Genomic DNA, 1,420 nt, shown 5'->3' with positions numbered 1-1,420 from the left:
TAATGCCGTTCAGTTAAGAACTGAACGGCATTTTTGTTTTTAGGGTTGGAGTTGTAAACAGAGCGGCAAGCTGTTAACTTGGTCAGCGATGCTGAACGACCACCTGACCTTTCTCCTGGATGCAGCACCTGCCGACCTCAGTCGGCTCGGCGAGCATCTGCCACATAACTGGATCGAACAGGCCATCGAAGCGACGGGCACGGCCAGCATTCGCCGGCGGCGATTACCAGCCGAGCAGGTGGTATGGCTGGTCATCGCGCTGGCCATCTACCGACACTGGTCTATCAGCGAGGTAGTCGATAGCCTCGATCTGGTCTTGCCCAACGAGGCCTCATTCGTCAGCAAGAGCGCCGTCGCTCAAGCGCGGCAGAGACTCGGCGATGCGCCCATGGCCTGGCTATTTGAACGCACCGCTCAAGCCTGGTGCCAGCAAGACGGTGCACGCCACGCCTTCAAAGGGTTGAGCTTGTGGGCCATGGATGGCACCACGCTGCGCACTCCGGACAGCCCCGCCAATCGTGAGCACTTCGGCGCTCAGGGCTATGCCAGCGGTAAGGTGGCTAGCTACCCGCAGGTGCGGGCCGTGACGCTGACCTCGATTCCGACCCATCTCGTCGCCAACATCGCCTTCGGCCGTTACGACACGAATGAGATGCTCTATGCCAAACAACTGCTGGAGCAGATCCCGGATCACTCGTTGACGGTATTCGACAAGGGCTTTCTGTGCGCCGAAATTCTGTGCGGCCTGAGTTCGGGTGAGCGCAATCGCCACTTCCTGATTCCGGCCAAGTCCAATACACGTTGGGAGGTGATATCGGGCAAGCCTGACGATGCCTTGGTGCGCATGCGCGTGTCACCACAAGCACGGAAGAAGTGCCCTGAATTGCCCGAATGGTGGACGGCTCGCGCGATCCGCGTGCTGGATGCAGCAGGCCGCGAGCGGGTGCTGCTGACTTCACTGACTGACCGCCGCCGCTTCAAGATGGCCGATCTGGACGCCTGCTATGAGCGCCGCTGGCAGGTTGAAACCAGCTACCGCGAGCTCAAGCAATCAATGCTCGGGCGCGAGCTGACGCTGCGCAGCCGAACGGTTGAAGGCATTTACCAGGAAATCTGGGGGGCATTGATCGCCTATAACCTGATTCGCCGCGAGATGGCCTGCGCGGCCTTTGAGGCCAAATGCGAACCGACCGAACTGAGCTTCGTTCGCTCATTCCATCTCATCCAGCACGAGATGATGTGGGCCGCGCGCACACCTGCCTTTGCCAAGCTGCCCGCCGTTCTCAAACGGCTGCGCGAGCACCTCAAGCTACTCATCAATGTAAAACGGCCCGATCGAAAATGCGATCGGGCCGTCAAGTCCCGTCCTGCTCGTTATGCTGTCCGGTTCCTCAGAAAGAATCTTAACTGAACGGCATTA

General features: G+C 59.3%; 1 protein-coding gene. It reads left to right on the top strand.

Features of this window, described 5'->3' with window-relative positions:
• Positions 1-88: 88 nt before the first annotated feature.
• Positions 89-1,411, top strand: coding sequence for an IS4 family transposase (locus DIE08_RS35180; protein ID WP_124906455.1), 1,323 nt, complete (start codon positions 89-91; stop codon positions 1,409-1,411).
• Positions 1,412-1,420 lie beyond the last annotated feature (9 nt).

The organism is Burkholderia sp. Bp9004 (assembly GCF_003858025.1).
Classification (GTDB): Bacteria; Pseudomonadota; Gammaproteobacteria; order Burkholderiales; family Burkholderiaceae; genus Burkholderia; species Burkholderia diffusa.
Note: the sequence above shows the minus strand (reverse complement) of the source record. Positions and strands in the feature narration are given on the sequence as shown.